The organism is Streptomyces sp. NPDC086519, assembly GCF_040686075.1.
Classification (GTDB): domain Bacteria; phylum Actinomycetota; class Actinomycetes; order Streptomycetales; family Streptomycetaceae; genus Streptomyces; species Streptomyces shenzhenensis.
Genome location: NZ_JBFBJL010000038.1, coordinates 47,512 through 70,944, shown reverse-complemented (window position 1 = coordinate 70,944; position 23,433 = coordinate 47,512). Strand labels below are relative to the sequence as shown.

General features: G+C 72.6%; 19 protein-coding genes. 10 read left to right on the top strand and 9 right to left on the bottom strand.

All coding sequences use genetic code 11. From position 1 onward, the window contains the following. Positions 1–45: 45 nt before the first annotated feature. Positions 46–1,260: a saccharopine dehydrogenase C-terminal domain-containing protein gene (locus AB0P24_RS30605; RefSeq protein WP_365799623.1), complete on the top strand. Its 1,215-nt coding sequence runs from the start codon at positions 46–48 to the stop codon at positions 1,258–1,260. Between the two features lie 113 nt (positions 1,261–1,373). After that, a complete protein-coding gene (locus AB0P24_RS30600; protein WP_365799621.1) occupies positions 1,374–1,628 on the top strand; it encodes a WhiB family transcriptional regulator in 255 nt (84 codons plus the stop codon). Here the strand turns inward: AB0P24_RS30600 and AB0P24_RS30595 are convergent. From AB0P24_RS30595 to AB0P24_RS30580, 4 genes are all read right to left on the bottom strand, one after another. Continuing rightward, the gene (locus tag AB0P24_RS30595; RefSeq protein ID WP_365799619.1) at positions 1,621–3,480 is read right to left on the bottom strand and encodes a HAMP domain-containing sensor histidine kinase; all 1,860 of its coding nucleotides are present in this window, start codon (positions 3,478–3,480) and stop codon (positions 1,621–1,623) included. The two genes, AB0P24_RS30600 and AB0P24_RS30595, sit on opposite strands and share 8 nt — an antisense overlap. Next, the gene (locus AB0P24_RS30590) at positions 3,477–4,178 is read right to left on the bottom strand and encodes a response regulator transcription factor (protein WP_365799617.1); all 702 of its coding nucleotides are present in this window, start codon (positions 4,176–4,178) and stop codon (positions 3,477–3,479) included. Before AB0P24_RS30590 ends, AB0P24_RS30595 begins: the two co-directional genes overlap by 4 nt. Before the next feature lie 31 nt (positions 4,179–4,209). Beyond that, positions 4,210–4,950 (bottom strand): L,D-transpeptidase family protein, encoded by a 741-nt coding sequence (locus tag AB0P24_RS30585; RefSeq protein WP_365799615.1) that lies wholly within the window; start codon positions 4,948–4,950, stop codon positions 4,210–4,212. A gap of 151 nt (positions 4,951–5,101) precedes the next feature. Continuing rightward, complete coding sequence (locus AB0P24_RS30580; RefSeq protein WP_365799613.1) at positions 5,102–6,505, bottom strand: M1 family metallopeptidase; 1,404 nt, start codon at positions 6,503–6,505, stop codon at positions 5,102–5,104. 165 nt (positions 6,506–6,670) lie between these two features. Between AB0P24_RS30580 and AB0P24_RS30575 the strand changes: the two genes are divergently transcribed. Next, complete coding sequence (locus tag AB0P24_RS30575; protein WP_365799611.1) at positions 6,671–7,018, top strand: DUF488 family protein; 348 nt, start codon at positions 6,671–6,673, stop codon at positions 7,016–7,018. On the opposite strand, the gene AB0P24_RS30570 is transcribed toward AB0P24_RS30575, so the two are convergent. Together AB0P24_RS30570 and AB0P24_RS30565 are read right to left on the bottom strand one after the other, a co-directional pair. Further along, a complete protein-coding gene (locus AB0P24_RS30570) occupies positions 7,015–8,688 on the bottom strand; it encodes an FAD-binding dehydrogenase (protein ID WP_365799609.1) in 1,674 nt (557 codons plus the stop codon). The two genes, AB0P24_RS30575 and AB0P24_RS30570, sit on opposite strands and share 4 nt — an antisense overlap. Positions 8,689–8,701: 13 nt before the next feature. Next, positions 8,702–9,331, bottom strand: coding sequence for a TetR/AcrR family transcriptional regulator (locus AB0P24_RS30565; RefSeq protein WP_365799607.1), 630 nt, complete (start codon positions 9,329–9,331; stop codon positions 8,702–8,704). 120 nt (positions 9,332–9,451) lie between these two features. On the opposite strand from AB0P24_RS30565, the gene AB0P24_RS30560 reads away from it, so the two are divergent. The 3 genes from AB0P24_RS30560 (at position 9,452) to AB0P24_RS30550 (ending at position 12,172) form a co-directional block, all read left to right on the top strand. Then, on the top strand, positions 9,452–10,078 hold the full coding sequence (locus tag AB0P24_RS30560) for an alpha-ketoglutarate-dependent dioxygenase AlkB (RefSeq protein ID WP_365799605.1): 627 nt from the start codon (positions 9,452–9,454) through the stop codon (positions 10,076–10,078). 84 nt (positions 10,079–10,162) lie between these two features. Then, positions 10,163–10,912: an MBL fold metallo-hydrolase gene (locus AB0P24_RS30555; protein ID WP_365799603.1), complete on the top strand. Its 750-nt coding sequence runs from the start codon at positions 10,163–10,165 to the stop codon at positions 10,910–10,912. 24 nt (positions 10,913–10,936) lie between these two features. Beyond that, on the top strand, positions 10,937–12,172 hold the full coding sequence (locus tag AB0P24_RS30550) for a DUF4032 domain-containing protein (protein WP_365799601.1): 1,236 nt from the start codon (positions 10,937–10,939) through the stop codon (positions 12,170–12,172). Positions 12,173–12,185: 13 nt separating this feature from the next. On the opposite strand, the gene AB0P24_RS30545 is transcribed toward AB0P24_RS30550, so the two are convergent. Further along, positions 12,186–13,055, bottom strand: coding sequence for a universal stress protein (locus tag AB0P24_RS30545; protein ID WP_365799599.1), 870 nt, complete (start codon positions 13,053–13,055; stop codon positions 12,186–12,188). Between the two features lie 189 nt (positions 13,056–13,244). On the opposite strand from AB0P24_RS30545, the gene AB0P24_RS30540 reads away from it, so the two are divergent. The 4 genes from AB0P24_RS30540 (at position 13,245) to AB0P24_RS30525 (ending at position 19,758) form a co-directional block, all read left to right on the top strand. Next, entirely contained in the window at positions 13,245–14,921 is a 1,677-nt protein-coding gene (locus AB0P24_RS30540; protein ID WP_365799597.1) for an FAD-dependent oxidoreductase, read from the top strand. Then, positions 14,918–16,390, top strand: coding sequence for an ATP-binding protein (locus AB0P24_RS30535; protein WP_365799595.1), 1,473 nt, complete (start codon positions 14,918–14,920; stop codon positions 16,388–16,390). The genes AB0P24_RS30540 and AB0P24_RS30535 overlap by 4 nt, the downstream gene beginning before the upstream one ends. After that, positions 16,387–16,740, top strand: a complete 354-nt coding sequence (locus AB0P24_RS30530; protein WP_234542401.1) for a UBP-type zinc finger domain-containing protein — start codon at positions 16,387–16,389, stop codon at positions 16,738–16,740. The genes AB0P24_RS30535 and AB0P24_RS30530 overlap by 4 nt, the downstream gene beginning before the upstream one ends. A 144-nt stretch (positions 16,741–16,884) precedes the next feature. After that, the gene (locus AB0P24_RS30525; RefSeq protein WP_365799592.1) at positions 16,885–19,758 is read left to right on the top strand and encodes an AAA family ATPase; all 2,874 of its coding nucleotides are present in this window, start codon (positions 16,885–16,887) and stop codon (positions 19,756–19,758) included. A gap of 15 nt (positions 19,759–19,773) precedes the next feature. Here AB0P24_RS30525 and AB0P24_RS30520 read toward each other — a convergent pair whose 3' ends face one another. Next, positions 19,774–21,006, bottom strand: coding sequence for an SGNH/GDSL hydrolase family protein (locus AB0P24_RS30520; protein WP_365799590.1), 1,233 nt, complete (start codon positions 21,004–21,006; stop codon positions 19,774–19,776). Beyond that, positions 21,003–23,345 carry a glycoside hydrolase N-terminal domain-containing protein gene (locus tag AB0P24_RS30515; RefSeq protein WP_365799588.1) on the bottom strand — a complete coding sequence of 781 codons (2,343 nt, stop codon included), beginning with the start codon at positions 23,343–23,345 and terminating at the stop codon, positions 21,003–21,005. Before AB0P24_RS30515 ends, AB0P24_RS30520 begins: the two co-directional genes overlap by 4 nt. Positions 23,346–23,433: the final 88 nt, after the last annotated feature.

Genomic DNA, 23,433 nt, shown 5'->3' with positions numbered 1-23,433 from the left:
GCCCCGTACTCGACCTCGCTCTCTGTTTGAGAAGGAGATTCCCGCATGCGTGTACTGCTCGTGGGTGCCGGTGGTGTGGGCACCGCCGTCACCCGGATCGCGGCCCGGCGGCCGTTCTTCGACCTGATGGTGGTCGCCGACTACGACCCGGACCGCGCCGAGGCGGCGGTGGCGGCCGTCGGCGACGACCGGTTCCGCGCCGAGCGCGTCGACGCCGGTGACGAGGCGGCCGTGGCCGCGCTGCTGGCCCGGCACGGCTGCGACGTGCTGCTCAACGCCACCGACCCGCGCTTCGTGATGCCCCTGTTCCGGGCCGCCCGTACGGCGGGTGCGAGCTACCTCGACATGGCGATGTCGCTGTCCCGGCCGCATCCCGAGCGGCCGTACGAGGAGTGCGGGGTCAAGCTGGGCGACGAGCAGTTCGCGCTGGCCGCGGAGTGGGAGAAGGCGGGGGCGCTGGCCCTGGTCGGGATGGGCGTGGAGCCCGGTCTGTCCGACGTGTTCGCGCGGTACGCGGCCGATGAACTCTTCGACGAGATCGAGGAGATCGGCGTCCGCGACGGTGCGAACCTGACCGTGGACGGCTACGACTTCGCGCCCTCCTTCAGCATCTGGACCACCATCGAGGAGTGCCTCAACCCGCCCGTCGTGTACGAGCAGGAGCGCGGCTGGTACACCACCGCGCCGTTCAGCGAGCCCGAGGTGTTCGACTTTCCCGCGGGCATCGGGCCGGTGGAGTGCGTGAACGTCGAGCACGAGGAGGTCCTGCTCGTGCCCCGCTGGGTGGACGCGCGGCGGGTCACCTTCAAGTACGGGCTGGGCCGCGAGTTCATCGAGACGCTGAAGACGCTGCGCCTGCTGGGACTGGACCGCACCGCACCGGTGGCCGTGCCGGGCCCCGACGGGCCGGTCCCGGTCTCGCCCAGGGACGTGGTCGCCGCGTCGCTGCCCGACCCGGCGACACTGGGCGAGCGCATGCGCGGCAAGACGTGCGCGGGCACCTGGGTGCGCGGGACCAGGGACGGGAAGCCGCGCGAGGTGTATCTCTACCACGTTGTCGACAACGAGTGGTCCATGGCGGAGTACGGTTGTCAGGCCGTGGTGTGGCAGACGGCCCTCAATCCGGTGGTCGCCCTCGAACTCCTGGCCACCGGCGCGTGGTCGGGCTCGGGCGTCCTCGGCCCGGAGGCGTTCCCGGCCCGCCCGTTCCTCGGCCTGCTGACCGAGTACGGCTCCCCCTGGGGGCTGCGCGAGCAGTGACCGCCCGAGAATCCTGCGGGACTTGGCCGTTTCAGCCGTGCCCGGACCGGTGACCCGGTTGCGGACGACGTACCCACCCACGGCAGAATCGACTTGGATCGCAGGTGACTTCGATGGACGACTGGCGAGACCACGCCGAGTGCCGCTACGAGGACCCCGACCTCTTCTTCCCGGTCGGCACCACCGGCCCGTCGCTGCATCAGACGCGGCGCGCGAAGGCCGTCTGCGAGCGCTGTCCCGTGCGGGAGCCCTGCCTGCGCTGGGCGATGGGGACGGGGCAGGCCGTCGGCGTCTGGGGCGGTACCACCGAGGCGGAACGGCGACTGCTGGCCCGGCGCCGGCAACGGGCGGAGCGCCGCCTCAGCTGACGTCGTCCGGGGCCTGGCCGGCCGGCAGCCGCAGAATGAACTCGGCGCCCTTGCCCGGTTCACCGCGCGCCTCGGCGGTGCCGTCGTGGGCGGCGAGCAGATGGCGCACGATCGGCAGGCCGAGGCCGCTGCCTCCGGTCCGGCGGCTGCGGGACTTCTCGGCGCGCCAGAACCGCTCGAAGACGTGCGGGAGATCGTCGGCGGCGATGCCCTGGCCGGTGTCGGTGACGGTGAGGACGACGTCGTCGCCGTCCCGGCGGGCGGCCAGTGTCACCGTGCCGTCGGCGGGGGTGTGCCGGATGGCGTTGGAGACCAGGTTGCCGAGGGCCTGCCGCATCCGCACCGGGTCGGCGTCCAGCCAGGCGGTGCCGTCGGCGTCGGTCAGCAGGGTGACCCCGGCCGTGTCGGCGGCGACCCCGTAGGCGGCGGCGACCTGTTCGGCCAGGTCGGCGGCGCGTACCGGTTCGCGGTGCATGCGCAGGGTGCCGGCGTCGGCGGCGGCCAGGTCCTGGAGGTCGTCGATGATCCGCTGCAGGACCAGCGCCTCCTCGTGCAGGGAGGCCAGCAGGGCCGGGTCGGGGTCGACGAGGCCGTCCCGGGTGACCTCCAGCCAGCCGCGGATGTTGGTGAGGGGGCTGCGCAGTTCGTGGGCGATGTCGCTGACCATCGCCTTGCGCTGCTCCTCGAGGCGTTCCCGGCGTTCGGTGAGGTCGTTGAACGCCTCGGCCAGCAGTCCGGTCTCGTCCCGCGTGCGCACCGGCGCCCGGACGTGCAGTTCGGGAGGCTGCCGCACGGCTGCGGTGAGCGCGCGCAGCGGTCGTACCAGCCGCAGGGCGACCACGGCGGTGACGGCGACGGTGACGGCGAGGACCAGACCGGCCGCGCCGACGATCCTGGCCTTGTTGGCCGTGGACATGTCAAAGCGGGGTGTGCTCTGGTCGCCGATGCCGAGGAAGAGTTCGGCGGGCGGGGCGACGTACGGTTCGAGCTGGGTGCGCCGCGCGTTGGTGACGCAGCTCTTGGCCACCTGGTCCGTCGCCCGCTTTTCCCCTTTCCTGGTGACGAGGAACCCGCCCGAGACGGGGTTGCGTCCTGTCGTGTCGTAGGTGAGGGAGAACGGGCCGCCGAGGTCCATGCCCTTGGCCTGGAGGCAGGGGCGGGCCAGGTCCTTGAGTGCGTCGAGGGCCTCGGTCTCGGTGGGGGTCGGGAAGTCGAGCGGGTCGCCCGTGCCGACGGTCGGCCCGCCGTAGCCGGTGGCGCACCTGGCCTTGAGTTCCAGGGGAGTGTCCCGCGCGTCGGCCACGACGACGTACGGCCGTCCGCTCGGGGTGTGCTGGACGGTGGTCTGGATGCCCATGTGGTCGAAGCACACCCGCTCCTTCGTCGCCACCAGGTCCAGCTTCTCGCGCTCCGGCGCGGTCAGTCCGAACGGGCCCACCGCGCGCGGGTCGATGCCGCTGAGCTGAGCGCCGGACTCGGTGTACGTGTCGGTGTGCAGGGGATCCACGGCGGCGGCGGGCCGCGGGGGCAGCGGGGTGTCGTGCGGCGCCGAGTCGGCGATCAGCGTGCGGTCCGCGGTGGTCAGCGCGACTCTCCGGCCGGTCTTCGCGGCCAGCGCCCGCACGGTGTGCTCGACCCCGCTCCAGTCGGGATGGTCCGCCGCGTACCCGCTGAGCTGGGCGAGGATCATGTTGTCGGCGGCGAGGTCCTGTCCCTGCTCCTCCTCCAGCGCGCTGGTGGTGGTCGTCACGGCGAGCCAGGCGGTGGCGGCCACGGAGCAGACGGCGATCAGCACCGAGGTGAACAGCAGCCGGACCAGCAGCCGTCTGCGCCACGGTATCCGGGGCTTCACGGCCGTCCGCCGCTCAGCTTGTAGCCGACGCCGAACACGGTCACCAGCCGTACCGGCCGCCGTGGATCGGCCTCGATCTTGCGGCGCAGGTTCATCACGTGGACGTCGACGGCCCGTTCGGTGGAGGCCCGGTCGAAGCCGCGGGTGCACTGCAGCAACTGCCGCCGGGTGAACACCCGGTCCGGCTCCCCGGCCATGGCGAGCAGAATCTGGAACTCGGCCGGGGTCACCTCCACCGGCTCCCCGTCACAGTGCACCGTGTGCCGCACGGGATCGACACTGATCCCGGCGGCGGCGACGGCCGGCTCCTCCTCCCGGACCGCGGCGGCCCGTCCGCTGCGCCGCAGGATCGTGCGGATCCGGGCCATCAGCTCACGCGGGCTGTACGGCTTGGTCATGTAGTCGTCGGCGCCGAGCTCCAGGCCGAGCAGCACGTCGTTCTCGTCGGACCGGGCCGTGAGCATCAGCACCGGGATCTCCGGGTCGCCGCCGCGCAGCACCCGGCAGACGCCGAAGCCGTCGATCACCGGGAGCATCAGGTCGAGGACGACCAGGTCGGGCCCGAGCCGCCGGGCCGCGTCCAGCGCCGCGGCCCCGTCATGGACCACGATCGCGGTATGCCCCTCGGCGAGCAGTGATCTCCGGATCAGCTCGGCCTGCATCTCGTCGTCCTCGGCGACCAGCACATGTGCGCACACAGGTTCGGATCCTAAGCGGAGTTCCGGCGGTCTACCGGGCGAGCCAGCCGGCGTACCCCATCACGACGACCGGATGCCGGTCCGGGTCGAGGGTGCGCAGCAGTTCCTTCATGTGCGCCTTGGCGACGCTCACACAGGCGTGCGTGGGGCCCCCGTGGTCGACGTGCAGCCACACGCCGCCACCCCGCCTCGCCCCCATCGGCCGGGTCCAGTCGAGCGGTGAAGTACCCGGCCGGCGGTTGTAGTTGATGGCGACGACATAGTCGAAGGAACCTTCCAGCGACTCGCCCTCGAACCCGGTGCCGGGCGAGGTGAAACCGTAGGACCGGTGGTACGGCAGCCTGCTCCCCGGGTCGGCGAGCAGGCCCCCGGCGTCGGTCAGCCCGTATACCCCGACGGGCGAGCGCAGATCCCCGACGACGTGGTGCTCGCTCCAGCCGTCCTTGCCGTTGTGCGCGGGCCAACTGGTGCCGGGCCGCCAGACGTTGTCGTCGCGTTCGTACAGGACGACGGTGGCGAGCGGGGAGTCCTTGCCCCGGCCGGCGGCGACGACGACCTGCTCGGCCTGCTCGGGTATCGCGGCCGTCGTCCTGGGGCCGAGGCCCGGTATGCCCGAGGGCTGCGGGCTGTTCGCGGGTGTGGGGGAAGCCGTCGCCGTCGCCGGCCGGTCGTCCCCCGACCGGCTCGGCGCGGCCTCGGCGCCACCCCCGCACCCGGAGAGCAGGAGGGGGGAGGCGGAGAGGAGGGCGACGGCAGCTCTGCGATGGATCATGAGACCGACTCTGGCGCAGAATTATAAGGAACTGGTCAGCTTCAGATCCTCGTTGACCGGAGCGCCTCGTCAGGGGCACCGGGCGGTGTCGGTCCACGGCTGCCGCCGCGCGGGCGCGACCAGCTTCCGCCGGCCCGCACCCGAACCACTGCTACGGCTTGCCCTTCTCGTACAACCACGTCTGGAACAACGAACCGAGGTCCGTCCCCGACTGCCCTTCCGCGAGCTTCACAAACTCCGCGGTGGTCCCGTGCCCGTACCGGTGCTGCGAAGCCCACGCCCGCAGGATCCGGAAGAACACCGGATCCCCGACGGCCTGCCGCAGCTTGTGCAGAGCCATCGCGCCCCGCGCGTAGACCGGCGTTCCGAAGATGTTCTTCCCGCTGCCCGGATCCCCCGGCGGGTACGCCCACAACTCGTCGCTCGCGGGCTTGGCGTACAGCGCGTCGAAGGTCTTCTGCGCGCTGTCGCCCCCGTGCTGCTCGCTGTACAGCCACTCGGCGTACGTGGCGAAGCCCTCGTTGAGCCAGATGTCCTTCCAGGCGGTGAGGGAGACGGAGTCGCCGAACCACTGGTGGGCGTTCTCGTGCACGAGCGTGCTGAGATCCGGCGCCGAGTCGTAGAGCGGCCGGCCCTGCGTCTCCAGCGCGTACCCGACGTCCGGCGCGTGGTCGACGATCGACCCGGCGGAGCGGAACGGATACGGCCCGAACAGCTTGCTCTCCCATTCCAGCACCGACGGCAGCTTCTTCAGCACCGCCGCCGACCCGCTCGCCTCGCGCGGATCGACCGCGTTGTAGACCTTGATCCCGTCGCGGGTGGTGTACTGCTGCACCTTGAACTTGCCGACGGTGGCGGTGGCGAGGTACGCGGCCATGGGCTCGGTCTGCCGCCACCGGAAGGTGGTCCGGCCACCGGAGGTGCGCTGTCCGAGGAGGACGCCGTTGGCGACGGCGGTGCGGCCCTCGGGAACGGTGATCGTGAAGTCGTACGACGACTTGTCCCTGGGGTGGCTGTTCGCCGGGAACCAGGTCATCGCGCCCTGCGGCTCCCCGGCGACGAACGCGCCGTCGTCGGTGCGGATCCAGCCGTCGGCCGAGCCGTCGGGGTCGGTGACCTGTCTGGGCGTGCCGTTGTACGCCACGGTCACCCGGAAGTCCCGGCCCTTCGCCAGCGCACGGGCCGGCGTGACGACGAGTTCCTGTCCGCTGCGGCTGAAACGGGCGCTTCGGCCGTCGACGGTCACCCGGGTGACCTTCAGGCCGCTGAGGTCGAGGTCGAAGCGGGTGAGCCTCTGGGTGGCGCGGGCGGTGAGGACCGCCTTGCCGTCGAGGTGCCGGGAGGAGGTGTCGTAGCGCAGCGTCAGGTCGTAGTGGCTGACGTGGTAGCCGCCGTTGCCGCTGAGCGGGAAGTAGGGGTCGCCCGCGCCCGCGGCTCCGATCGTGCTCGCCGAGGCCGGTCCGGCGGCGGCGAGCAGGGCCGCCACGGCGATGGGGACGGTGGCGAGGACGGCCTCGCGGCTGAGGACTGCGGTACGGCTGCTTGCGCCCTGCACATGAGCTCCTTGGGGGGTGGCTGATGATCAGTGGCCCACAGACTAGGCGCGCGGTGTCCGCGTTTCCCCCTCATTCTGGTCAAGGTGAGCCGCGTCGGCAGCCCGTGGGACGCAGCCGCGGCATACGCTCGCCGAACCGTCAGCGAGCCGGGAGGTGCGTCGGTCATGAGTGTGCGCGTCCGCAGGATCTATGAGTCGCCCGAGCCGGAGGACGGGGTGCGCGTCCTGGTGGACCGGCTGTGGCCGCGCGGGGTGTCCAAGGAGGACGCGCACGTGGACGAGTGGCCGAAGGGGCTGACGCCGTCGGACGAGCTGCGCCGGTGGTTCCACGGCGGCGGGTCGTACGAGGAGTTCACCCGTCGTTACGAGGCGGAACTGGCCGCTCCCGAGGCCGCCGAACTCCTCGACGGCCTCAGGAAGTCGGTGCACAGAAGCCGGGTGACCCTGCTCACCGCGTCCAGGACCCCGGACGAGAGCCACGCCGCCGTGCTGGCGCGGCTCCTGGCCGACTAGGCGGTCTGCCTCGCCGCCGCCCGGCCCGCCGCCCGGCCGGAGAACAGGCAGCCGCCGAGGAAGGTGCCCTCCAGCGCGTTGTAGCCGTGCACGCCGCCGCCGCCGAAACCGGCCACCTCGCCGGCCGCGTAGAGCCCGCCGACCGGCTGTCCGTCGGCGCCGAGGGCGCGGGAGTCCAGGTCGGTCTGGATGCCGCCGAGGGTCTTGCGGGTCAGGACGTGCAGCTTGACTCCGATCAGCGGGCCGGCGGCCGGGTCGAGGATGCGGTGCGGGGCGGCGACCCGGCCCAGACGGTCGCCGATGTAGCGGCGGGCGTTGTGGATGCCCTGGACCTGGGAGTCCTTGCTGTAGGAGTTGTTGATCTGCAGGTCACGGGCGACGATCTGGCGGCGCACCTCGGCGGCGTCCAGGATCGCCTTGTCGGTGAGGCCGTTCATCTTCTCGACGAGCTGCTCCAGGGAGTTCGCGGTGACGAAGTCCGCGCCGTGGTCGAGGAAGGCCTGCACCGGGCCGGGCGCGCCCTTGCCGAGCAGCCGGTCGCGCAGCACGGCCCTGCGGTCCTTGGCGGTGATGTCGGGGTTCTGCTCGGAGCCGGAGAGCGCGAACTCCTTCTCGACGATCTTCCGGGTGAGGACGAACCAGGAGTGGTCGTATCCCGCGATGTCCTCGGTGGTACGCAGGTACTTGAGGGTGTTGAGGGTGTCGTAGCCCGGCAGGCAGGGGTCGGGCAGGCGGCGGCCGAGGGCGTCGAGCCAGATCGAGGACGGGCCGGGCAGGATGCGGATGCCGTGGCCGGGCCAGACGGGGTTCCAGTTCTGGAGGCCTTCGGTGTAGTGCCACATGCGGTCGCGGTTGACCAGGCGGACACCGGCCTCCGCGCTGATGTCGAGCATCCGGCCGTCCACGTAGGCGGGGACGCCGGTGACCATCTCGGCGGGGGGCGTACCGAGGCGTTCGGGCCAGTAGCGGCGGACGACGTCGTGGTTGGCGCCGATGCCACCGGTGGTGACGACGACGGCCTGGGCGGTGAGTTCGAAGTCGCCGACCCGGTCGCGGTTCGAGGCGACACCGCGCGGCGCGTCGTCGGGGGCGAGGACGGTGCCGCGTACGCCCCGCACCTCGCCGTCCGCGACGACGAGCTCGTCGACCTGGTGGCGGTGGTGGAAGGTGAGCAGTCCGTCGCGGGCGGCCTGCTTGGCGTACCGGGCGAAGGGTTCGACCACGCCGGTGCCGGTGCCCCAGGCCACGTGGAAGCGGGGAACGGAGTTGCCGTGACCGTGAGCGCGCAGGTCGCCGCGCTCGGCCCAGCCGACGGTCGGCAGCAGGCTGATGCCGTGGCTCTGCAGCCAGGGCCGCTTCTCCCCCGCCGCGAACTCGACATAGGCCCGCGCCCAGCGCACCGCCCAGGAGTCCTCGTCCTGCTGGCGGTCGAACTGGGCGCTGCCCTGCCAGTCGCTCCAGGCCAGATCGAGGGAGTCCTTGATGCCGAGGCGGCGCTGCTCGGGCGAGTCGACGAGGAAGAGCCCGCCGAAGGACCAGAACGCCTGGCCGCCGAGGTTGGCCGCGTTCTCCTGGTCGACCAGGGCGACGCGCCTGCCCCTGCTGGTGAGTTCGTGCGCCGCGACCAGGCCGGCGAGACCGGCTCCGACGACGATGACGTCCGCGTCCATGGCGACGCCTTTCTTATCCGGATCGGGTGCTGCTGTCGGTCAGCAGCGCGGTGAGCAGTTGCCCCAGCCAGGCACGGGCCCGGTGGACGTCCTTGTCGAGCAGCAGTTGGACGGTGACCCCGTCGTACGCGGCGACCACCGCGTGGGCCGCGCCCTCGGCATCGCCGAGCACGGCGGGGACCGGGGTGTGGCCGCGGGCCCTGACGAGCCGGTCGGCGATGGCCTGGCGGAGCCGGGTGCGGTGGTCGAGGAGGAGTTCGGCGACGGCCGGGTCCCGGGCCGCGTGCACCAGGAAGTCGGTCTTCACCAGCAGCCAGTCCACGTCCAGGAGCAGCACGTCGGTGACGCGGTCCACGGAGGCCGGCACGTCGAGGTCGGGTCCGTCGCCGGCGAGCGCGTCGGCGACCTGCCGGGCGATGAGGTCGGCGCGCTCCCGGTAGAGGGCGAAGAACAGCTCGTCGAGGGTGGCGAAGTTGGAGTAGAAGGCGCCCCGGCTGAACCCGGCGGCCTCGCAGACCTCCTCGATGGAGACCCTCCCGAAGCCCTTGGCGGCGAACACGGTGAACGCGGCGTCCAGCAGCCGGGCGCGGGTCTGCACCCGCCGCCGGGTCACGCGCTGGGGCGCGCCGCCGTTCACCGCCATGTGCCGACCTCCGTTCGATACAGGAATGTATCGGATGCATGGATGTATCGAAAGAGGCCGTCACCGTCCCGCCCGAGATCAAATAGGAACAGATTTTCGATTACGGAGTACGCTGGATCCATGGCCACGCACCTCCAGGGCTCCCTGTTCGACCAGACCGACGAGCTGCGGCTCGGCACCCTCGACGGCACCGGCCGGACCGTCCTGGGCTCCGGCGCCTGGATCGACGTGCTGCCGGGCTGGCTGAGCGGTGCCGACGCGCTGTTCGACCAGCTGGCGGCGGACGTCCCCTGGCACGCCGAGCGCCGCACGATGTACGACCACGTCGTGGACGTGCCGCGCCTGCTCGCCTTCTACGGCGCGAGCGACCCGCTCCCCCACCCCGTGCTCGTCGAGGCCCGCGCGGCGCTCACCCGGCACTACGCCGCCGAGCTGGGCGAACCGTTCGCCACGGCCGGGCTCTGCTACTACCGCGACGGCCGGGACAGCGTCGCCTGGCACGGCGACCGGATCGGCCGGGGCGCGCGGGAGGACACCATGGTCGCGATCCTCTCCGTGGGCGCGCCCCGCGACCTGCTGCTGCGCCCGCTGCGCGGCGGCCCCTCGGTCCGGCGCCCGCTCGGCCACGGCGACCTCATCGTGATGGGCGGCTCCTGCCAGCGGACCTGGGAGCACTGCGTACCGAAGACGACCCGGGCCGCCGGACCGCGGATCAGCATCCAGTTCCGGCCGCACGGGGTGCGCTGACCTGGACCTCGGCAACGGACGGCCCGCCGCGTGTGGTTGGCTGTCCTCCGTTTCGATCTGTACGACGGGCGAGCCGGAGTGATCATGCGGGCAGCGGTACACGAAGTCGGCAAGGGCGCCTATCTGGTGCACGGGCACCACACCAACTGGGTGATCCTCAAGGACGGTGACGCCGTCACGCTGGTGGACACCGGCTACCCGGGCGACCGGCAGGGCCTGCTCGGCTCCCTCGCGGAGGTGGGCAGTTCACCGGAGGCGGTCGCGGCCGTCCTGATCACGCACGCGCACAACGACCATCTCGGCTCGGCCGAGTACCTGCGCGAGACCCACGGCACCCCGGTCTATCTGCACGAGGCCGAAGTCCCGCACGCCCGGCGGGACTTCCTCCAGCAGGTGTCCGTGGGCGCGGTGGTGAAGAACGCCTGGCGGCCGGGTGTGGTGCCGTGGCTGGTGCACGTGCTGCGGGTCGGCGGCACCGAGCAGCACCCGGTCAAGGCTCCGGAGGCCTTCCCGGTCGCCGACGGCCCCCTCGACCTGCCGGGCCGCCCGGTCCCGGTGCACACGCCCGGACACACCGACGGGCACACCGTCTACCACGTGCCCGACGCCGGAATCGTGATCTCCGGGGACGCCCTGGTCAGCGGGCACCGCACCTCGCGGATCCAGGGCCCGCAGCTGCTGCCCGACATGTTCCACCACGAGCGGGACCGGGCGCTGGCCTCGCTGGCACTGGTCGGCGCGCTCGACGGCGACGCCCTGCTGCCGGGACACGGCCCGCTGCACCGCGGTCCGGTGCGGGCGGCCGCCGAGCGGGCCCGGGAGCTGGCCTCCTGACCCGCCGGCCTTAAGGTTCGTCCCATGGCCTTGCAGATCAGCGCCACCAACCCGGAGCACCCCGCGCTCCTGCTCGAACTCCCCTGGGACGTCCCGCTGGAGGAGTGGCCCGAGGACTACCTCGTGCCGCTCCCCCGGGGCATCTCCCGGCACGTGGTGCGCTACGCCCGGGCCGGCGACGAGGTCCTCGCGGTGAAGGAGCTGGCGGAGCGCCCCGCGCTGCGCGAGTACGAGCTGCTGCGCGACCTGGACCGGCTCGGCATCCCCGCCGTCGACCCGCTCGCCGTGATCACCGGCCGCCTCGACGCGGACGGCGAGCCGCTGGAGCCGGTGCTGGTCACCCGGCACCTCGGCGGCTCGATGCCGTACCGCTCGATGTTCGAGACGACCATGCGCCCGGCCACCATGCACCGCCTCATGGACGCCCTGGCGGTGCTGCTGGTGCGCCTGCACCTGGCCGGTTTCGCCTGGGGCGACTGCTCGCTGTCCAACACCCTGTTCCGGCGGGACGCGGGCGCGTACGCGGCGTACCTGGTGGACGCCGAGACCGGCGACCTGCACCCGCAGCTGAGCAACGGGCAGCGGGAGTACGACCTCGACCTGGCCCGGGTGAACATCAGCGGGGAGCTGCTCGACCTGGAGGCCTCGGGGGCGCTGCACCCGTCGCTGGACCCGGTCGAGTTCGGGTTCGAGATCTGCACCCGCTACGGCGAGCTCTGGGAGGAGCTGACCCGGACCTCGGTGTACCCGGCGGGCAAGTACCAGTACATCGAGCGCCGGATCCGGCGGCTCAACGACCTCGGTTTCGACGTGGCCGAGATGCAGATCGAGCACTCCTCCAACGGCGACACGGTGACCTTCGTGCCGAAGGTCGTCGACGCCGGCCACCACCAGCGCCAGCTGCTGCGGCTGACCGGCCTGGACGCCGAGGAGAACCAGGCGCGGCGGCTGCTGAACGACCTGGAGAGCTGGATGGCCACCCAGGACGACTACGCCCCGGGCGACCCGCTGGCGGCCCGCCCCGAGGTGCTGGCCCACCGGTGGGTGCGGGACGTCTTCCGGCCCACCGTGCGGGCCGTGCCGCTTGAGCTGCGCGGTTCCATGGACCCGGCGGAGATCTACCACGAGCTGCTGGAGCACCGCTGGTACCTGTCCGAGCGCGCGCAGCACGACATAGGCCTGGACAAGGCGGTCGAGGACTACATCGAGAACGTGCTGCCCAAGGCGCGGGAGACGCTGGAGCCGGTCACCCCGGAGTGAGCCCCGGAGCGGGTCACTCGTGCGGGACGACGGCCACCGGGCAGTCGGCGTGGTGCAGCACTCCGTACGCGACCGAGCCGATGCGGGCCCCGACCGCGGTGCGGTGGGCGCGCCGTCCGACGACCATCAGCTGGGCCTGTCCGGCCGCCGAGAGCAGCACCTGCCCCGCGCTGCCCATCTCCACGTGCTCGGCGACCCGCACGTCCGGGTACCGCTCGCGCAGCGGCCGTACCGCCTCGGCCAGCGCCTTCTTCTCGAAGGGCTCCATGCCTCCGGACTCGTCCAGCAGTTTCAGGGAGCCCGGGCTGTAGGCGAAGACCGGCGGCAGGGTCCAGGCCCGCACCACCCGGACCGTCGCGCCACGGGCCGCCGCCGTCTCGAACGCGAACTCCAGCGCGGCCGCGCTGTCCTCGGCGCCGCCCTGCTGGCCCACGACGACCTCCCGCCCGGCGGCCTCGGCCGCCGGCCGGTCCCCGGCGCGCACCAGGACGACGGGCCGGGCGGCCTCGGCGATCACCTCCTGACCGACGGAACCCAGCAGGAACCCGACGACCCGCCCGTGCCCGCGCGAACCCAGCGCCAGCAGTTCGGCCCCGGCCGCCGCCTCGGCCAGCACCTCGACCGAGCCGCCCTCCACCACGTCGACGCTCACCGCGAGCTGCGGATACCGCCCGGTGACGGTCCGCACCGACTCGGTGACCCCCTCGGACACCCACCCCCGCTGGGTCTCCCGGTCACCGCCGGCCGCCTCGTGCGCCTCGTACCGCCAGGCGTGCACCACCCGCAGCGGACGTCCCCGGCGCACCGCTTCCCGGGCCGCCCAGTCCAGAGCGGCGAGGCTCTCCTCCGTACCGTCGACCCCTGCCGTGATCGGACGTGCCATGCACCGGCCTCCTCGTCGGTTCCGCGTGTGCGTGATCAGTCTCGCGCACGCACGGGTGCCCGCTGTGCACCGCTGTACAAGAGCGAACGCGGGCGATCGAACATACGATGGGCGGGAACCGGTACGGTGACCGCGCTCCTCCCGGAGGGCCCGCCGTCCAGTGGAACAACGGCTCGGGGTGGGAGACGTATGGCACAGGCTGCCGACGCGGCACGGACCGTCATCATGACCGTGGACGACGACCCGGGAGTCTCCCGTGCCGTCGCCCGGGACCTGCGGCGCCGCTACGGCGCGTCGTACCGGATCGTGCGCGCGGAGTCCGGGGAGTCGGCGCTGGACGCGCTGCGGGAGCTGAAGCTGCGTGGCGACCTGGTGGCCGTGATCCTGGCCGACTACCGGATGCCGCAGATGAACGGCATCGAGTTCCTGGAACAGGCGCTGGACGTGTACCCGGGCGCGCGGCGGGTGCTGCTGACCGCCTACGCGGACACCAACGCGGCGATCGACGCGATCAACGTCGTCGACCTGGACCACTACCTGCTCAAGCCCTGGGATCCGCCGGAGGAGAAGCTCTACCCGGTCCTCGACGACCTGCTCGACGCCTGGCGGGCCAGCGACTACAAACCGGTGCCGGCCACCAAGGTCGTCGGGCACCGCTGGTCGGCCCGCTCCTCGGACGTGCGGGAGTTCCTGGCCCGCAACCAGGTGCCCTACCGCTGGTACTCGGTCGAGGAGCCGGAGGGCCGGCGGCTGCTGGCCGCGGCCGAGGCGGACGGGGAGCGGCTGCCGCTGGTGATCACACCGGACGGCACGCCCCTGGTGGAGCCGGAGGCCCCGGAACTGGCCGCGCACGTGGGGCTCGCGACCACGCCCACGGCGGACTTCTACGACCTGGTGGTGATCGGCGGCGGCCCGGCCGGGCTCGGCGCGGCCGTGTACGGGGCGTCGGAGGGGCTGCGGACCGTGCTCGTGGAGCGGTCGGCGACCGGCGGGCAGGCCGGGCAGAGCTCGCGGATCGAGAACTACCTGGGCTTCCCCGACGGCGTGTCGGGCGCCCAGCTCACCGACCGGGCGCGGCGGCAGGCCGCCAAGTTCGGCGCGGAGATCCTGACCGCCCGCGAGGTCACGGCGCTCGAGGTCAACGGGGCCGCGCGGGTGGTGCGGTTCGCGGACGGCTCGGCGGTCGCGGCGCACAGCGTGATCCTGGCCACCGGTGTGCAGTACCGGCAGCTCGACGCCGCCGGCTGTCTCGACCTGACCGGCTGCGGGGTGTTCTACGGCTCCGCGCTCACCGAGGCGACCTCCTGCCAGGGCCAGGACGTGTACATCGTCGGCGGCGCCAACTCGGCGGGCCAGGCGGCGATGTACCTGTCCCGGTTCGCCAAGTCGGTGACCCTGCTGGTACGCGGCGCCGACCTGGCGGCATCGATGTCGTACTACCTGATCCAGCAGATCAGCGAGGCCCCGAACATCGCCGTGCGCAGTCACACGGTGGTGGAGGCGGCGCACGGCGCCGAGCGGCTGGAGCAGCTGACCCTGCGCCATGTGAAAAGCGGGGACCGGGAACAGGTCGACGCCCAGTGGATGTTCGTGTTCATCGGGGCGGCACCGCTGACCGACTGGCTCGGCGAGACGGTGCTGCGCGACGACCGCGGGTTCATCCTGGCCGGGCCCGACCTGACCGTCGACGGACGGCCGCCGGCCGGCTGGGAGCTGGACCGGCCGCCCTACCACCTGGAGACCAGCGTTCCCGGCGTGTTCGTGGCGGGCGACGCCCGCGCCGAGTCCGCCAAGCGTGTCGCGTCCGCCGTCGGAGAGGGAGCCATGGCAGTGATGCTCGTCCACCGGTACCTGGAGCAGTCATGAGCGGACAGCTGATGCCGTGCAGCCCGAAGGAGGTCGGCGCGCTGTTCCTGTTCGAGAAGCTGGAGCCGGAGCAGCTCGGGCGGTTGTGCGCGGCGGGCGGGGTGGAGCTGTTCCAGCCGGGTCCCGTCTACACCGAGGGTGACCCGGCCACCTGCTTCTACGTGATGATCGAGGGCACGGTGGTGGTCTCCCGGCGGGTCGCCGGGGACGACGTCGAGGTCATCCGGACCTCGCAGGCGGGGGTGTACGGGGGCGCGATGCAGGCCTACCTCGGGGACCGGGTGCGGCAGGCGTACAACAACTCGATGCGGGTGACCGAGCCGACGCGGTTCTTCGTGCTGCCGGCGGACACGTTCGCGGACATCATGCGCGAGTGGTTCCCGATGGCCGTGCACCTGCTCGAGGGCCTGTTCTTCGGTTCGAAGAACACCCAGGCGGCGATCGGGCAGCGCGAGCGGCTGCTGGCGCTGGGCTCGTTGTCCGCCGGGCTCACCCACGAGCTCAACAACCCGGCCGCGGCGGCCGTGCGGGCCACGTCCACGCTGCGCGAGCGGGTGGCGAAGATGCGGCACAAGCTCGGGGTGATCGCCTCGGGGCCGTTCTCCCGCGAGCAGTTGGCGGGTCTGATCGAGATCCAGGAACGCACGGCGGAACGGGTCGCCAAGGCGTCGTCGCTCAGCCCGCTGGAGACCTCCGACCGCGAGGACGCGCTCACCGACTGGCTGGAGGACCACGGCATCGAGCACGGCTGGGAGCTCGCGCCGACCTTCGTGCAGGCCGGACTCGACATCGACTGGCTGGAGCAGGTCGCCGCCGCCGTCGACGAGGAGATCCTGCCGAACGCGGTCGGCTGGCTCAACTACACCATCGAGACCGAGCTGTTGATGAACGAGATCGACGACTCGACCACCCGCATCTCGCACCTCGTCGACGCGGCCAAGCAGTACAGCCAGCTGGACCGGGCGCCGTACCGGGTGGTGGACGTGCACGAACTCCTCGACAGCACGCTGCTGATGCTGTCCGGGAAGATGGGGCAGGGCATCCAGGTGGTCAAGGAGTACGACCGTACGGTCCCGCCCGTCCCCGCCTACCCCGCCGAGCTCAACCAGGTGTGGACCAACCTCATCGACAACGCGGTCTGCGCCATGAAGGACGGCGACGGCGACGGACAGGGCACGCTGACCGTGCGGACCGCGCTCGACCACGAGCAGCTGCTGGTCGAGTTCGGGGACACCGGGACCGGGATCGCGCCGGAGATCAAGGACCGGATCTTCGACCCCTTCTTCACGACGAAGCCCGTGGGGCAGGGCACAGGCCTGGGCCTGGACATCTCGTGGCGGATCATCGTGAACAAGCACCACGGCAGCATGCGGGTGGAGTCGGAGCCCGGCGACACCCGGTTCCAGGTACTGCTTCCGCTGACCGCCGAGGCACCTGAGGAATCCGAGACAGTAGTGGAGGCAGTATGAGCGGCGACACCGCGATCGACCCGGAGGTTCCGCCGAGCGGTGCCGGGTGTGTGGAGTGCGACGCGGCGGGGGGCTGGTGGTTCCATCTGCGGCGGTGTGCGCAGTGCGGGCACATCGGGTGCTGCGACGACTCGCCTTCGAAGCACGCGACGGCGCACTTCCGTTCCACCGGGCATCCGGTGATCCGCAGTTACGAGCCGGGCGAGAGGTGGTTCTGGAACTTCGAGACGGAGGAATTGTTCGAGGCCGGGCCGGAGTTGGCGCCGCCGGTCAGTCATCCTGCGGATCAGTCGGTGCCGGGTCCCGCGGAGCGGGTGCCGCAGGACTGGGCTCGGGTGCTGCGAGGCTGAGCTGAGTGCCTACGGGGGTGGGGGGTTCTGTGGCGACAGCAGCTGCGGGTTCACCGTGGCTTGTCGCGCCCACGCGGCGGAGCCGCACGTCGAAACAGCCCCACGCCCCTGGTTTCCCGAGTCGTCCCTTGTCAGGATGTGGGCGTGCCACAGAGATCGTTTACCACTCCCCTGATCGGTCGGGACGACGAGCTGGCCCGCCTCGCGGGGCTCCTTGAGCGCGCCCGGAACGGCAGCGGGCAGGCCGTGCTGGTCGCCGGGGACGCGGGGGTCGGCAAGACCCGGCTGCTCGACGAGGTCGCGGCCCGGGCGGCCGAGGGCGGGGCCACCGTCGTCGTCGGCCACTGCGTCGACCTCGGGGATGTGGGGCTGCCGTATCTGCCGTTCACCGAGATTCTCGGGGTGCTGGCGGGTGAGGAGCGGTTTGCGGGGATTCTCGGCGCCCATCCGGCCGTGGAACGTCTTCTCGGCGCCGCCTCGGACTCCTCCCGCGACGCGGACGCGCGGCTGCGGCTCTTCGAAGGAGTCGCCGCGCTGTTCGCCGAGCTGGCGGCTGCCGCGCCCCTGGTGCTGATCCTGGAGGACCTGCACTGGGCCGACCAGTCGTCCCGGGACCTGCTGCGGTTTCTGCTGAGCCGGGGGGTGCTGCCGCGGCGGCTCGCCGTGCTGGCCTCCTATCGTGCCGACGATCTGCATCGGCGGCATCCGCTGCGGGCGCTGCTCGCCGAGTTGGTGCGGCTGCCCGGTGCGGAGCGGCTGGAGGTGCGGCCGCTGGCGGACGCCGAGGTGGCGCGGCTGGTGCGGGTGCTGGAGGAGCGGCCGCTGTCCGAGGCGACCGTGCGGGACATCGTCGAGCGGGCCGAGGGCAACGCCTTCTACACGGAGGAGCTGGTGGCCGCCGCCGATTCGGACGGGATGCCGACCGGGCTCGCCGATCTGCTGCTCATCCGGGTCGAGCAGTTGTCGCAGACGGCCCAGCAGGTGCTGCGGACGGCGGCGGTGGCCGGGCGCCGGGTCGGGCACGATCTGCTGCGGGACGCCGTCGCACTGCCGGAGGAGGAGCTGGAGGCCGCCCTGCGGGAGGCCGTCGGGCGGCAGTTGCTCGTCGCCGGGGACGGGGACACGTACGCCTTCCGGCACGCCCTCGCCCGCGAGGCCGTCTACGGCGATCTGCTGCCCGGGCAGCGGGCGCGGCTGCACGGCACGTACGCCAGGCTGCTCGCCGCCCGCGGAGGCGGGGCCGAGACGGCTGCCGAGCGGGCGCACCACTACCGCGAGAGCCACGACCTGCCCGAGGCGCTGGCCGCGTCGGTGGAGGCCGCCGGTCACGCCCGGCGGGTGGGTGCCCCGGCGGAGGAGCTGCGGCATCTGGAGGCGGCCCTGGACCTGTGGCCGGCCGTGCCGTGCGAGGCGCGGCCCTCGGGCGAGGGGCTGGACCCGGTGACCTTGACGCTGCGGGCGTCGGCGGCGGCCGCGTACTCCGGCGACGCGCACCGGGCGGTGTCCCTGACCCGGGCCGCGCTGGCCGGCGCGGGCCAGGACGCGGATCCCGAACTCGCCGCCCGGGTGCGCTACACGCTCGCCGGGAACCTCATGACCGTCGACAACCTCGCCGCCGCGTTCGCCTACAGCAGCGAGGCGCTCGCGATGATCCCCGCCGAACCGCCGTCCCGGACCTGGGTGTGGGCGGCGGCCACCCATGTCATGGCGGCCCGTCAGGTCGGGGACGACGCCACCGCGCTGCGGGTCGCGCGGCAGGCCCTGGAGGCCGCCGAGCGGATCGGCGCCACCGCCGCCCGGGCCGACCTGCTGATCTCCCTGGCCCGGCTGGAAGGCGGTGGCCGCCGTACCCAGGAGGGGCGGGAACGGCTCCGGGAGGCGCGGGAGCTGGCCCGGTCGGCCGGGGACACGCCGGTGGAGATGCGGGCGCTGTTCAGCCTGGCCGTCGGCTGCTTCGAGTCGGGCGAGCTGCGGGAGTGCCTGCCGTGGCTCACCGAGGGGCTCGACCGGGCCCGGCGGTCGGGGCTGCTGTCCTCGCCGTACGCCCTGGAGATGCGGTATCTGCGGCTGCTGGTGCTCTACACGCTGGGGCAGTGGGACGAGTGCCTGCGGGTGGCCGGCGCGGAGGAGCCTGCGCCCGGATACACCGTGGGGCCCGTCCTGTACGTCGCGCTGGCCCGGGGCGAGCCGGACGTGGTGACGCGGGCCCGGGCGCTGCTCGGGGAGCCGTTCGACTGGATGGGCCGGCTCGTCGGGGGGATCGTGCTGACCGACGCGGCCGCGGTGCGGGGTGACCCGGAGGAGGCCGTGGCACGGGCACGGGACGCGGTCGCGGCGCTCACCGACGAGTCGGGGCGGGCGCCGGACGTGTCGGTCCGGCTGGCCGCGCTGGCGCTGGCGGCGGTCGCGGACCGGGCGGCGGCCGAAGGGCGCGGCGACCGGGGTGCGGACCGCTGGAGCGCCGTCGCCGGTGAACTGGTGCGGCTGGCCCGGACGACGGCCGCGCGGCAGGGACCGGAGGGGCAGGCCTGGCTGGCGCGTGCCGAGGCCGAGTGGACGCGCGCCGTGTCCGGGCCGGACCCGGCGGCCTGGGAGCGGGCGGTGGCCGCGTTCGCGTACGGCGATGTGTACGAGGCGGCCCGGGTACGGCTGCGGTACGCGCAGGCGCTGGCGGCCCACGGGCGGCGTACGGAGGCCGAGGAGCAGGCGCGGGCGGCCCGGGAGACGGCGGTGGCGCTGGGGGCCGCGCCGCTGCTGGAGCGCTCGGAGGCGCTGCTGCGCCGGCCGGCGCAGCGGTCGGTCTCGCCGCTGACCGCGCGCGAGCAGGACGTGCTGCGGCTGCTGGCGCTGGGCCGCAGCAACCGGCAGATCGGCGAGGAGCTGTTCATCACCGGCAAGACGGCGAGCGTGCACGTCTCCAACATCCTCGCCAAGCTGGGCGCGGCGAGCCGCACGGAGGCGGTGGCGATCGCCTACCGGGAAGGCCTGATCACCCCCGAGCCGACGGCGCGGGGGTGACCGGACGGGGTTGGTTCAGCGGTCGCAGTCGAGGCTCGCCAGGTCGACGGAGTCGGCCATGGCCTGCATTCCCTTGTCGTTGGGGTGGATGTGGTCGCCGCCGTCGAGGAACGGCAGCATCCGCGCCTGGTCGTAGGGGCTGCGCAGGATCCGGTCGAAGTCGGCGATCTGGTCGAACTCCCCGCTGGTGCGGATGTACTGATTGACCTGCCGGCGTACCGCCTCACCCGCCGGATCCCACTCCGGCCAGCCCTCGAACGGCCCGACGGTCGAGGCGACCACGCACTTCCCGGCCGCGTGCGCCCGCCGGACGATCTCCTGGTAGCCGGCGATCAGGTCGGCCGCGGTCACCCCGGAGTGGGCCTTGATGTCGTTGACCCCCTCGAAGAGGAAGACGGTTCGCAGGCCCGGCTGGCTGAGGACGTCGCGGTCCAGCCGGTTGAGGGCCGCCTGCCCGGCGCCGTCGGCGAGGACCTTGTTGCCGGAGATCCCCTCGTCGGCCACGCCCTTGACCTCGGTGTCCGCCTTCTGCAGCCGGCGGGCGAGGTAGTCGGGCCAGCGGCGGTTCTGGTCGCTGGTGGACGCCCAGCCGTCGGTGATGGAGTCGCCGAGCGCCACCACCGCCCCGGTGTCCGGGTTCTTCGGCCGCACGGAGACCGAGTCGAGGTACCACCAGGAGCCGGTGGTGCCGGTCCAGTTGGCGGCGCTCTCCTCGGCGGTGTGGTCGCCCTCGGTGATGTAGGAGGTCTGCATGGCCATCCCGTGGCCGGTGGCGGGGCCGGCCGCGTCGGGGCTGTGCAGGCTGACGACCAGGTTGCTGCCGCCCGGCAGGTTGCCGGGCAGCGGGTCGCTCCACGCGGTGGCGCCGGCCGGCACGGTGACCGAGCGGGCGCCGTCGAAGGTGAGCCGCCTGTTGCTGCCCGGCTCCAGGGCGGCGCCCTGGCTCTGCAGGCCGGCGTAGACGCTGTCCAGGGTAAGCGGCCGGTCGCCGAAGGCGTTGGAGACGCGTACCCGCAGACCGCTGCCGGCGGTGCTGGTGTGCACGACCAGCCGGTAACCGCGGTCGGCGGCGCCCTGTCCCAGCTGGTCGGCGCTGGCCCCCCAGGTGACGACGTCGTGCCGGGCGGCGGCGCCGGGCCGGGCGGAGGGCTCCCAGGTGGGTGCCGCCTTGGCCGGCCCGGTCTGGCAGGCGACCGCGGTCAGCAACACCGCGGCGAGACTCAGGACCCGCGCGAACCGGCCGGTCACCGTGCGAAGTCCTTCAGTGTGACGGACTGGCCGGGTCTCAGCGTGACCGTCCGTGACGTGCCGCCGTACGCGACCGTCGTGGTGCGGCCGCCGACGCTGCGGATCCGGGCCTCGGTGGGCTTGCCGTCGTGCCAGCGCAGGTCGACGACGAAGCCGCCGCGCGCGCCGGCCCCGGTGACCGAGCCGGAGCGGGCCCAGGCGTCGGGCAGGGCGGGCAGGAGTTCCAGGTGGCCGGGGCGGGAGTACAGCAGCATCTCCAGGACGGCGGTCGGAGTGCCGAAGTTCGCGTCGATCTGGAAGATGCCGCGGCCCCCTCCCATGTCCATGATGTCGAAGAGGTTCGACGCGCTGCCGTTGCTGCCGTTCGCCGACGGCTTCAGGTTGTTGACGACGAGCTGGTAGGCCTTCTCCGCGTTCTTCAGCCGGGCCCAGCACAGGCTGCGCCAGGCGTTGGACCAGCCGTAGCTGTCCATGCCGCGGGCGGTCAGGAGGGCCGTCGCGCCGGCGAGGACGTCCTTCGGCGTGGAGTCGTCCGGGCGGATCCGGTCGCCGGGGAAGAGGTTGATCAGCGGCGAGAGGTGGCGGTGGGTGGTCTCGCCGAGGTTGTCCGGGGACATCCACTCCTCCAGCCAGCCGGTCCTGGGGCTCACCACCGGCAGGTAGAGGCGGTCACGGAGTGTGCCGACGGTGTCCGCGTATCCAGCATCCCTCTTCAGCTCGGCGGCCGCAGTGCGGAAGTTCCCGAACAGGAGCCAGACCAGTTCCTGGGAGTAGGTGTTGCCCCTGGCGTCCTGCGGCCCGTGCTCCGGCGACCAGTCGTGGTCCGCGATCAGCACCTCCTTCCCGTTGTCGAGGGTGGTGGTGAGCAGCCGCGCCTCCCAGAACTCGACGGCGCCCTTGAGGAGGGGGTAGATCTTCTCCAGGTGGGCGCGGGAGCGCGTGAACTCGTAGTGCTCCCAGAGGCTCTGGCACAGCCAGGCGTTGCCCGTCGGGTGCCACCACCAGCCGAGTCCGCCGTTGGGGTTGGTGGAGTAGGCGACGGTCCAGCCGGCGACCTTCCCGGCGGAGTTGCGGTAGCGGTTGCGGGAGTCCTGGAAGAGCCGCTGGGTGAGGTCCGTCCAGGCCGGGAGCTGGGCGACGCAGTAGTCGGTGAAGGCGTCGAAGCACTGGGACAGGCCCAGCCGGTCGGACATCCAGTAGTTCATCTGGATGTTGATGTCGGTGTGGTAGTCGCCCATCCAGTCGGGGTCGTTGCCGTCCAGCCAGAGGCCCTGGAGGCCCATCGGCAGCCCGTCCCGCGATCCGGCGATCATCAGATAGCGGCCGAACTGGGCGTAGGCGGCCTCAAGTTCGGGGTCGGGGTCGCCGGTGTCGGCGCGGGCCCGGACACGCGCCCAGGTGTCCAGTTCGCGCTGGTCGGCCGTCGAGGTGCCGAGGGAGAGGTCGAACTGGCCGAACAGCGCCCGGTGGTCGGCCGCGTGGGTGCGCAGCAGCGAGTCCGCGGAGTGCCGGGCGGCGGCCTTGACCTTGGTGCGGGCCAGCGCCACCGGGTCCACGGAGGGGTCGCGGTAGTGGGCGGCGGCGTCCGGCGCGTAGTCGGTGCCGCCGCTGAGTACGACGGTCAGTTCGCGGCAGTCGGTGAAGCTGATGTGCGAGCCGTCCACCCGTACGCTGCCGCCGCTGCCGTACGCCCGGACGGCGGCGCCGTACTTCAGCCCGTTGGCGAAGGACCCGGCGAACGACTCGGCGGTGCCGGCCTCCCCGTGGGTGCCCTCCAGGGTGACGGTGCCGGTGTAGCGCCCGCCGCCGTCCTGGCTGAAGTGCAGCACGATCACGTCGTCGGGGCGGCTCGCGAACACCTCGCGCCGGTAGGTCACTTCGGAGCGGACGTACGACGCGGTCACCACGCCGTTGCCGAGGTCGAGGGTGCGGCGGTAGTCGGAGACGGCGCCCAGGTCGTGGTCGGGTATCTCGACGGTGAGCCGGGCGAGGAGGGTCAGGGAGCCGAAGTCGGCCCGGCCGTAGGGGAACTGGCCGTCCGAGTCGAGGGTGTCGTTGAGTCCGCCGGTCCACAACGTCGCGTCGGTGACCAGGAGAAGCTCACGGCCGGAGTCGTTGCCCGCGAGGGCGCCGAGGCGGCCGTTGCCGACGGGCAGGCCCTGCGTGATCATCGACCCCTCGTCGGCGGGCGCCTGCCACCACAACTGGTGCCGGGAGGCGACGAGCGGCTCGGAGGACCGCACCGGCGCGGCGGAGGCGGTGAAGGAGGGCAGCGAGGCGAGGGCCCCGGTGGCGGCGGCGAGGGCGAGGAAGCCGCGTCTGCTGGGGTGGTTGTCCATGGGGTTCCAATCCAACGTCCGTAAGGAAGGCGCCCCGTCAGGGGCGCGGGGCTGTGTCGATCAGCGGCTTCCGCCACGTGGGCGCGAC

Coding starts and splice junctions, on each gene's coding strand:
- AB0P24_RS30605 (WP_365799623.1), top strand. CDS start 46: ATGCGTGTACTGCTCGTGGGTGCCGGTGGTGTGGGCACCGCCGTCACC.
- AB0P24_RS30600 (WP_365799621.1), top strand. CDS start 1,374: ATGGACGACTGGCGAGACCACGCCGAGTGCCGCTACGAGGACCCCGAC.
- AB0P24_RS30585 (WP_365799615.1), bottom strand. CDS start 4,950: ATGATCCATCGCAGAGCTGCCGTCGCCCTCCTCTCCGCCTCCCCCCTC.
- AB0P24_RS30575 (WP_365799611.1), top strand. CDS start 6,671: ATGAGTGTGCGCGTCCGCAGGATCTATGAGTCGCCCGAGCCGGAGGAC.
- AB0P24_RS30570 (WP_365799609.1), bottom strand. CDS start 8,688: ATGGACGCGGACGTCATCGTCGTCGGAGCCGGTCTCGCCGGCCTGGTC.
- AB0P24_RS30565 (WP_365799607.1), bottom strand. CDS start 9,331: ATGGCGGTGAACGGCGGCGCGCCCCAGCGCGTGACCCGGCGGCGGGTG.
- AB0P24_RS30560 (WP_365799605.1), top strand. CDS start 9,452: ATGGCCACGCACCTCCAGGGCTCCCTGTTCGACCAGACCGACGAGCTG.
- AB0P24_RS30555 (WP_365799603.1), top strand. CDS start 10,163: ATGCGGGCAGCGGTACACGAAGTCGGCAAGGGCGCCTATCTGGTGCAC.
- AB0P24_RS30550 (WP_365799601.1), top strand. CDS start 10,937: ATGGCCTTGCAGATCAGCGCCACCAACCCGGAGCACCCCGCGCTCCTG.
- AB0P24_RS30545 (WP_365799599.1), bottom strand. CDS start 13,055: ATGGCACGTCCGATCACGGCAGGGGTCGACGGTACGGAGGAGAGCCTC.
- AB0P24_RS30540 (WP_365799597.1), top strand. CDS start 13,245: ATGGCACAGGCTGCCGACGCGGCACGGACCGTCATCATGACCGTGGAC.
- AB0P24_RS30535 (WP_365799595.1), top strand. CDS start 14,918: ATGAGCGGACAGCTGATGCCGTGCAGCCCGAAGGAGGTCGGCGCGCTG.
- AB0P24_RS30530 (WP_234542401.1), top strand. CDS start 16,387: ATGAGCGGCGACACCGCGATCGACCCGGAGGTTCCGCCGAGCGGTGCC.
- AB0P24_RS30515 (WP_365799588.1), bottom strand. CDS start 23,345: ATGGACAACCACCCCAGCAGACGCGGCTTCCTCGCCCTCGCCGCCGCC.